8 protein-coding genes are annotated in these 8,691 nt (G+C 70.5%); 6 read left to right on the forward strand and 2 right to left on the reverse strand.

Annotated features, from left to right (window positions below; all coding sequences use genetic code 11):
- Positions 1-872: CoA-binding protein (locus tag FRW57_RS13030; RefSeq protein ID WP_203230318.1), on the reverse strand; the 872-nt coding region annotated here is incomplete at its 3' end.
- A 153-nt stretch (positions 873-1,025) separates the two neighbouring features.
- Between FRW57_RS13030 and FRW57_RS13035 the strand changes: the two genes are divergently transcribed.
- The 6 genes from FRW57_RS13035 to FRW57_RS13060 all read left to right on the forward strand — a co-directional run bounded on the left by FRW57_RS13035 (position 1,026) and on the right by FRW57_RS13060 (position 7,774).
- On the forward strand, positions 1,026-1,640 hold the full coding sequence (locus FRW57_RS13035) for a TetR/AcrR family transcriptional regulator (RefSeq protein ID WP_137119983.1): 615 nt from the start codon (positions 1,026-1,028) through the stop codon (positions 1,638-1,640).
- Between the two features lie 147 nt (positions 1,641-1,787).
- Positions 1,788-3,008, forward strand: a complete 1,221-nt coding sequence (locus FRW57_RS13040) for a Glu/Leu/Phe/Val dehydrogenase dimerization domain-containing protein (RefSeq protein WP_137119982.1) — start codon at positions 1,788-1,790, stop codon at positions 3,006-3,008.
- Between the two features lie 195 nt (positions 3,009-3,203).
- Positions 3,204-3,929 (forward strand): SDR family oxidoreductase, encoded by a 726-nt coding sequence (locus FRW57_RS13045; protein WP_137119981.1) that lies wholly within the window; start codon positions 3,204-3,206, stop codon positions 3,927-3,929.
- A 34-nt stretch (positions 3,930-3,963) separates the two neighbouring features.
- Positions 3,964-5,541 carry a phenylacetic acid degradation bifunctional protein PaaZ gene (gene paaZ, locus FRW57_RS13050; protein WP_137119980.1) on the forward strand — a complete coding sequence of 526 codons (1,578 nt, stop codon included), beginning with the start codon at positions 3,964-3,966 and terminating at the stop codon, positions 5,539-5,541.
- A gap of 79 nt (positions 5,542-5,620) precedes the next feature.
- Positions 5,621-7,099: a benzoyl-CoA 2,3-epoxidase subunit BoxB gene (gene boxB / locus FRW57_RS13055; protein WP_137119979.1), complete on the forward strand. Its 1,479-nt coding sequence runs from the start codon at positions 5,621-5,623 to the stop codon at positions 7,097-7,099.
- Positions 7,100-7,228: 129 nt separating this feature from the next.
- On the forward strand, positions 7,229-7,774 hold the full coding sequence (locus tag FRW57_RS13060; RefSeq protein WP_137119978.1) for a GNAT family N-acetyltransferase: 546 nt from the start codon (positions 7,229-7,231) through the stop codon (positions 7,772-7,774).
- A gap of 74 nt (positions 7,775-7,848) precedes the next feature.
- Here FRW57_RS13060 and FRW57_RS13065 read toward each other — a convergent pair whose 3' ends face one another.
- Entirely contained in the window at positions 7,849-8,328 is a 480-nt protein-coding gene (locus tag FRW57_RS13065) for an Lrp/AsnC family transcriptional regulator (protein ID WP_152186175.1), read from the reverse strand.
- Positions 8,329-8,691 lie beyond the last annotated feature (363 nt).

The following is an 8,691-nucleotide window of genomic DNA, read 5'->3' on the forward strand; positions in this document are numbered from 1 at the left end:
ACGGCGAGGTACCCCCGTGCCACGTCCACCAGCTCGCTGGGGGTCCGCACGCGCAGCACGCCGGCGGCGCGGCAGGCCGCCTCGACCACGTCGGTGGTCGAGGTGAGCGACCCGGTGTGCGAGCGCGCCACCCGGGCGCTCGCCCTGCTGCCGCCGATGGTGAGCAGGAGGGTCGGCTTGCCGGCCGCACGAAGCCGTCGGAGCGCCCCGAAGAGCGCCTCGCCGTCGGAGAAGCTCTCGAGGTAGAGCGCGACGAGCCGGGTCGACCGGTGGGTGGCCAGGTCGGCGAGCAGCTCGGTGGCGCCGATGTCGCTCTGGTTGCCGATCGAGACGAACCTCGAGATGCCGATCCCGCGCCGGGCGCAGCGGATCACCAACTCGGAGCCGAGCTGCCCGCTCTGCGTCACGATCGCGAGGGGGCCGGGGGAGAAGTGGCCCCAGGCGAGCCGCAGGTGGCTGTCCGCGTCATACAGGCCGAGGCTGTTGCCGCCGAGCAGCCGCGCGCCGGCCCCCCGGATGCGCGCTGCGAGGCCCGACTCGTCGGGGATGCCGGCGGTGATGCCGAGGAATCCCCGGACCCCCAGGGCCATTCCGTCCTCCACGACGCAACCGACCTGGGCGGCGGGCACGCAGAGCGCGACCAGCTCGGGCGCTTCGGGGAGAGAGGCCAGGTCGGGGGCGCAGGAGGTGCCCAGCACGGTCGCTGCGGACCGGTTGACCAGGTGCACGGTGCGCCGCCCGGCGCCCTCCAGGGCTCCGGTGGCCAGCCAGTACCCCCACTTCGCGGGGTTGTCCGACGCGCCCACGACGGCGACGGAGGTCGGGTCGGTGAAGGCGTGCAGGTCCTGCGGGAGGTCTCGGGGGGAAGTCACGGGGGCACTCCCGGCGGCGCATCGATCCAGTAACTGACTGGCCAGTCAGTATCGATCCATGGTGAGGCCCTCGAGTGGCGCTGTCAAGACATCCGGCAGGGCCGGGGGTCGTTGCGGTGCGCGGCCGGTGTGGGTGTGACCTACGCTCATGCCGTGGCGAGACGGCGCAAGGACGCGGGAGTCCGGCGGGAGGAGATCCTGCGGGCCACGGCGAACGTGATCGAGCAGCGGGGGACAGCCCTGCTGCGGGTCGCGGACGTGGCGGCGGCGCTGGGGGTCAGCCCGGCGCTCGTCGTCTACCACTTCCAGACCAAGGACGCCCTCATCGCCGAGTCCCTGCGGTGGGCGGCGCAGCAGGACCTGGCGCGGCTCGCGAGCATGACCGACGGTATGACGTCCGCGCGCGACCGGTTGGTCGCCGCCCTGAAGTGGTACGCCCCGACGGGGAGTGCCAAGGGTTGGCGGCTGTGGATCGAGAACTGGGCGGCGGGGCTGCGGGATCCGGCGCTGCGTCAGGTGGGCCGGGAGATCGACCTGGTGTGGAAGGAGTCCTTGACGGCGACGATCCAGGAGGGCGTGGGGGCGGGGGAGTTCGTCACCGCCGACCCCCGGGGCGCTGCATGGCGGATCACCGCGCTGCTCGACGGGCTCGCCGTGCAGGCGATCGTGCACCGGGGCCTGGTCAGCCCGGAGGAGCTCACCGAGTGGACGATGCGGGCCGTCGCGACCGAGCTGGACCTGGACCCCTCCGTGCTCGCCACTCCCTGAGGCCGCCGAGCTTCCCCGGACTGCCCCCGGACTGCTCCGGGCTGCCGCGGAACCGCTGCGGCGGGCATCCTCGCTTGACACCAGCCGGCCTTTTACTGCATCGTCATTCAGTAATGAGAATCTGACTCTGCGCTCAGGAGGCCCGTCATGACCGGCACGCCACCAACCAGCATCGCCGCCGACGTGCATCGCGCGCCCCACCTGCAGGTCACCTGGACCGACCCGTTGACCGGTCGGCAGGGCCACGTGGTCATCGACCGGCTGGTCCGCGGTGTCGCCAGTGGGGGGCTGCGCATGCGAGCCGGCTGCACGCTGGCGGAGGTGCAGGGGCTCGCGGCCGGGATGACGCGCAAGGAGTCGCTGCACTACCTCCCGAGCAACAAGTACGTGCCCCTCGGCGGCGCCAAGGGTGGGATCGACTGTGACCCCGAGGACCCCGGCGCCCACGCCATGCTGGTGCGGTTCCTCGATGCGATGCGGGCGATCATCGACCATCACTGGACCACGGGGGAGGACCTCGGTCTGCGGCAGGACGACATCGACAAGGCGGTCGTGGAGGCCGGCCTGACCAGCTCGATCCAGGCCATCTACCCCTTGCTGGACGACCCCGACGAGGCGCGCCAGCGGCTGGCCGCGGCCTTCGGCATCGTGGTCGACGGTGTCAGCCTGCCCGAGCTGGTCGGCGGGCTCGGGGTCGCCGAGTCGGCCCTCACGGCACTGGAGTACCGCGGTGCGGACCCGGCGCGGTCTCGAGCCGTGGTCCAGGGCTTCGGCTCCATGGGCGGCGCGACCGCTCGTTACCTGGCGCAGGCGGGAGTCACCGTCGTCGGCCTCGCGGACGTGCGCGGCACCGTGGTCAACCCCGACGGCCTGGACGTCGAGCGCCTTCTCCTCAGTCGTGATCCCCTCGGCGGGATCGACCGCGGGCAGCTGTCGTCGCGTGACCGAGTCGTGTCCGCGGACGAATGGCTGGGCCTCGACTGCGACGTGCTCGTCCCGGCGGCCGTGTCCTACTGCATCACGCCGGACAACCAGGCTCGCGTCCGCGCTCGCTCCGTCGTCGAGGCGGCGAACATGCCCACCCTGCCCGAGGCGGAGGCGGCCCTCCGCGGCCGGGGCGTGGAAGTGATCCCCGACTTCGTGGCCAACTCGGCGACCAACGCCTGGTGGTGGTGGACGCTCTTCGGTGACATCGCGGCCGACGCGTCCGAGTCCGACGCCAAGGTGCGCACCTCGATGCGGCGCCTGGTGGACGAGATGCTCGACCAGGCGGACACGCACGGGACCACGCCGCGGGTGGCGGCGCAGGTCGTCGTGGACCGCAACCTCGCGGCGATCGAGGAGCGCTTCCCGTCGGTCGGCCACTGAAGCCCCCTCTCGCCCACACCCGTAGCTGCTGGGGAATCGCGTCACCCGTGACGCGATTCCCCTGCAACTACGGGAGAGGCGGGGGTGCTGGAGGCGGACCTGCGTGAGTCATCATTCGACAACTCATTGACGTCTCGCTGGAAGACTGTAGAGTATTGGACTCACGGCGTCGTCGACGATGGAAGTGAGTTGCTCATGAGCGTGCCCAGTGCACTGGTGCTCGGCGGAGGAGGCGGCATCGGCGCGGCGGTGAGCCGGCGCCTGGTCGTCGACCACGCGGTGACGGTCGGTTTCCACGAGAAGGCCGATCGCGCCAAGGCCCTGGTCGAGGAGCTGACCGGTGCCGGTGGCACGGCTCAGCTCGTGCAGTCCGACGCCACCACCGAGGCAGGCGTCGTCGCCGCCTTCGACGCGGCGGAAGAGCTCGGCGAGCTGCGCGTGGTCGTCCACTGCGTCGGCGGATGGGGCTACCCGCGGATCACCGATCTCACCGAGCAGCTGATCGACGAGGCGCTCGCCCTCAACCTCCGCTCCGCCCTGCTCGCGTTGCGCGAGTCGGCCCGGCGGGTCGTCGACGGTGGCCGGGTGGTCATGCTCTCGAGCGCCGCCGCCTCCATGGCGCCCAAACGGCAGAGCACGTATGCCGCGGCGAAAGCCGGCGTCGAGGCCGCGGCCCGCGTCGCGGCCAAGGAGGTCGGGGGGCGAGGGGTGACCGTCAACGTCATACGACCCGGGGCAACGGACACCGACACCCTCCGCGAGGGCACGTCGCCGAGGGCCATCGAGGTCCTGGCGGGCTCGAACGCCATGCGCAGACTGGGGACGCCAGAGGACATCGCCGCCGCGGTGATGACGCTGTGCGCCGAGGACTCCGGATGGATCACCGGCGCGGTCGTCGACGCCAACGGAGGACTGACATGACCGGGACAGACGTGCTCGACGAAGGGATCAGCTGATGACGACCGAGGTGCTCGAGAGCTGGGTCGCGGGGCGCTGGCAGGGCGGCTCGGGCGACGGCACGGTGGTGCGCGACGCGGTCACCGGCGACGAGGTCGTCCGCGTGACCAGCGACGGACTCGACCTGGCCGAGGTGGCCCGATATGCGCGGGAGGTCGGCGGCCCGGCGTTGCGCGCCCTCGACTTCGGCCAGCGGGCCGCTGTGCTCAAGCAGGTGGCGGCAATGTTGGACGAGCGCAAGGAGGAGCTCTACGAGCTGTCCGCGCGGGCCGGTTCCACCCGCCGTGACTCCGCTGTCGACGTCGACGGGGGGATCGGCACGACCTTCGTCTACTCCAGCCTGGGCCGCAAGGGACTGCCCGCGGGCCACGTCATCGTCGAGGGGCCGCCCGAGCCGCTGGGCAAGAACGGCACCTTCGCCGGTCAGCACGTCCTGACCTCCCCGCACGGGCTGGCGTTGCAGATCAACGCGTTCAACTTCCCGGTCTGGGGGATGCTCGAGAAGCTGGCGCCGGCGTTGCTCGCCGGTGTCCCGACCGTCGTCAAGCCGGCCACCCCGACCGCCTACGTCGCGGCCCGAGCCGTCCGGATCCTCGACGAGGCGGGGGTGCTGCCCGAAGGCGCTCTGCAGCTCGTGTGCGGGTCGCTCGGCGACTTCTTCGACCTGCTCGGAGGCCAGGACCACGTCGGGTTCACCGGCTCGGCGCACACCGCCGCCCTGTTGCGCAGCCATGCCGCGGTGACGAGCCGGTCGGCCCGGTTCAACGCCGAGGCCGACTCGCTCAACTGCTCGGTGCTGGGCCCTGACGCCACACCTGGCACACCCGAGTTCGACCTGTTCGTCAAGGAACTCGTGCGCGAGATGACCGTCAAGGCAGGCCAGAAGTGCACTGCGATCCGGCGTGCCCTCGTGCCCGCCGAGCAGCTTACGGCTGTTGCCGAGGCCGCGTCCGAGCGGCTCTCGAAGGTCGTCGTCGGTGCACCGGGCGCCGAGGGCGTCACCATGGGCGCGCTGGTCGGCCTCGAGCAGCGCGATGACGTCCGAGCCGCTGCCGGGGTCCTCGCGTCGGCGGGTCGTCTCGTCCACGGCGATCCCCATCGCGTCGACGTGGTGGGGGCGGACGCCGAGGCCGGTGCCTTCCTCGCGCCGCTGCTCGTGGAGGTCACCGACGCCGACCGGCCCGAGCCGCACGAGGTCGAGGCTTTCGGACCGGTGAGCACCCTGCTGCCCTACCGCGACACGCCCCAGCTGCTCGACCTGATCGCCCGTGGCGAGGGCTCGCTGGTCGGATCGGTGGTCTCCCACGACGCCGGTTTCGTGAGGGACGTCGTCCTCGGCGCCGCGCCCTTCCACGGCCGGCTGCTGGTCCTGGACCGGGACGACGCGGGCGAGAGCACCGGACACGGCATACCCATGCCCCAGCTGATGCACGGCGGGCCGGGACGCGCCGGTGGTGGCGAGGAGGAGGGCGGCCTGCGTGCCGTCCACGCCCACCTGCAGCGGACCGCCGTGCAGGCCGGTCCCCGGCAGCTCGCCGCGTTGTTCGCGGCGGAGGACCCTCAAGCTGAAAAATAGTCGACAAAGTCTTGGCAATAACGCCAAAGAAGTGTAGAACGTATAGCAGTGGCCCACACCCGACCCCAGGAGAGCCCTCATGTCCACCGATTCCCGCACTGGTGCCGCACCTGCCCCCAGCGGCCCGCTGAGCAAGATCGACTACACCGAGCGCATCCCCAACAATGTCAACCTGGCCGGCGACCGCCGGTTGCAGCGCGCCCTCGAGGGCTGGCAGCCGAAGTTCCTCGACTGGTGGAAGACGCTGGGGCCCGCGCTGCCCACCCAGGACGTCTACCTGCGCACCGCGATCGCCGTCGGCCGTGACGGTTGGGCGCACTTCGACCACGTGCCGATGGAGGAATACCGTTGGGGTATCTTCCTGGCCGAGCAGGACCCCGAGCGCCAGGTCGCCTTCGGCAAGCACAAGGGCGAGCCCGCGTGGCAGGAGGTGCCCGGTGAGCACCGGGCCGACCTGATGCGCCTCATCGTGATCCAGGGCGACACCGAGCCGGCGTCGGTCGAGCAGCAGCGCATCCTGGGCAACACCGCCCCGAGCATCTACGACCTGCGCAACCTGTTCCAGGTCAACGTCGAGGAGGGTCGGCACCTGTGGGCGATGGTCTACCTGCTGCACGCCTACTTCGGCCGCGAGGGCCGGCAGGAGGCCGAGCAGCTGCTCAAGCGCAACTCGGGTGACCTGGACAGCCCACGGATCCTCGGCGCGTTCAACGAGGAGACCACCGACTGGCTGCAGTTCTTCATGTTCACCTACTTCACCGACCGGGACGGCAAGTACCAGCTCGGCACGCTCAAGGAGTCGGCGTTCGACCCGCTGGCGCGCACCTGTGAGTTCATGCTCAAGGAGGAGGCCCACCACATGTTCGTGGGCACCACCGGGGTGCAGCGCACGGTCGAGCGCACGGCCGAGCTGATGAAGGAGTACGGCACCGACGACATCTGGGAGCACGGTGGCATCCCGCTCTCGGTGATCCAGAAGTACCTCAACTTCCAGTTCTCGGTGTCCATGGACCTGTTCGGCTCCGAGCAGTCGACCAACGCGGGCAACTACTACACCTCGGGCCTCAAGGGCCGGTGGATGGAGAAGCGCCGCAAGGACGACCACGTGCTGCTCGATGACACGCGCGAGATGAACTACGTCGAGGACGGCGAGATCCGGTCCAAGACGGTGCCGATGCTCAGCGCGCTCAACCTCGACCTGCGCGACGAATACGTCGCCGACTGCGCCAACGGCGTGCGCCGGTGGAACCAGGCCCTCGAGGACGCCGGCCTCGAGGAGCGGCTCCTGCTGCCGCACGAGGGCTTCAACCGGGCGGTCGGCAACTACGCGGGTCACCACGTCAGCCCCACCGGCGAGGTGCTCGACGACGAGGCCTGGGAGGCCCAGAAGGACCAGTGGGTGCCCAGCTCGGAGGACCGGCGCAAGGTCGCGGCCCTGATGGTGCCGGAGTACGAGTACGGCAAGTTCGCCGGTTGGATCGCCCCGCCGCAGACCGGGATCAACGACCAGCCGGTCGAGTTCGACTACGTCCACCTGGCCGAAGAGGGCCTTTCCTGACCCTGTCCCGTAGGGCGTGACAGTGACAGACTGCGATCGTCGCCGAAATGTCACGCCGGTCCTCGCTCGTGCCTCACGCGGTACGTCGCGGGGGCCCTCCACGCCATACGGTCCTCCAAGGAGCACACCATGAGCTTGACCTGGTCCCGTGAGGACAGCCCCACTTGGGACGACGCGAAGCAGCGAATCATCGGCGGCGCGCCGCGGGGCGCCCTCAACGTGGACTTCCGCCCGGGACAGGACCTGCCCGGCGACTGGTTCGTCGCGTCCGAGGAGGGCAAGCCAGTCGGCTACGGCTGGCTCGACTCGACGTGGGGCGGTGACACCGAGATCCTGCTGGCCGTCGATCCAGAGCGGCAGCAGGCTGGGGTGGGCAGCTTCGTGCTGGCGAACATCGAGCGGGAGGCGGCGAGGCGCGGCACCAACTACGTCTACAACACGGTGCGCGACACCCACCCTGACCGCGACGCGGTCCACGACTGGCTGCTCGTGCGCGGCTACGAGGGCAACGAGAACGACGCCTCGCTCCGCAAGAGGGTCACCGGTGCCGACGAGGCTCCCGCCACCCCGGCGCCTGCCGCGACGTCGTCCGCTTCCGGCGAGGCCCCCGAGGGTCGCCCGCCCGGTCACGAGGAGAGCGGCGGCTACGTCAACATCGAGGACCACCAGTACTGATCCCTTGGTCGCGCTCCTCGGCGGCAGAGCCGCTTCGCTCCATCTTCGCCGCTCGTCGTCGCCGCGACCAGAGATCAGCGGACGCCCCAGGAGTAGGTCTGCTTGCACAGCTTGAGGTAGACGAACGACTCGGTGGTGCGGACGCCCTCGATCGAGCGGATCCGATGGGAGATCAGCTCGAGCAGCTGGTCGTCGCTCTCGCAGACGACCTCGACCAGGACGTCGAACGATCCAGCGGTGATCGTCACGTAGTCGACTTCGGGGATCTCCGCGAGAGCGTCGGCGACCGGCCCCAGGTCACCGTCGGCACGGATGCCGATCATCGCCTGCCGTGCGAAGCCGAGCTGCATCGGGTCGGTGACCGCCACGATCTGGATCGCCCCGCTGTCCAGCAACCGCTGGACTCGTTGCCGCACCGCGGCTTCCGACAGTCCCACGGCACGGCCGATCGCCGAGTAGGACCGGCGTCCGTCCTGCTGCAGCTCGGCGATGATCGCCTTCGAGACGTCGTCGAGGAGTGAGCCGGGGTGTGCCTCTCCGTCGGCGCGGGTCATCGCGCGGGCCGCCTCGGGCAGTCGCGCCGGTGGAGTCGCTTCACAACTAAATTCATCACAAGATCGGCAGAACCCTAGCGGAATCCGTTGCGGATGGGTACGTTGACGGCGTAATCCTGCGGAGAGGTGCACGACCATGCTGCCGAGCAATGAAAACGAACCGTCCCGGGGAACCGATCCCGCGCTGTGGCGTGGGCTCACCCAGCAGAGAGTCAGCCGCCGAGCCGTCTTTCGGATGACGGCCGCGGGGGCCGCCGCACTTGGCGCCGGGGCAGTGCTGTCGGCGTGCGGCGTGAGCGGTCAGGCGCCGGCGAGCGACGAGACCGGAGGCACGGGAGGCACGGGGGCCACCGGTGGCACGGG

It is taken from the genome of Segeticoccus rhizosphaerae (assembly GCF_009192725.1).
Classification (GTDB): domain Bacteria; phylum Actinomycetota; class Actinomycetes; order Actinomycetales; family Dermatophilaceae; genus Segeticoccus; species Segeticoccus rhizosphaerae.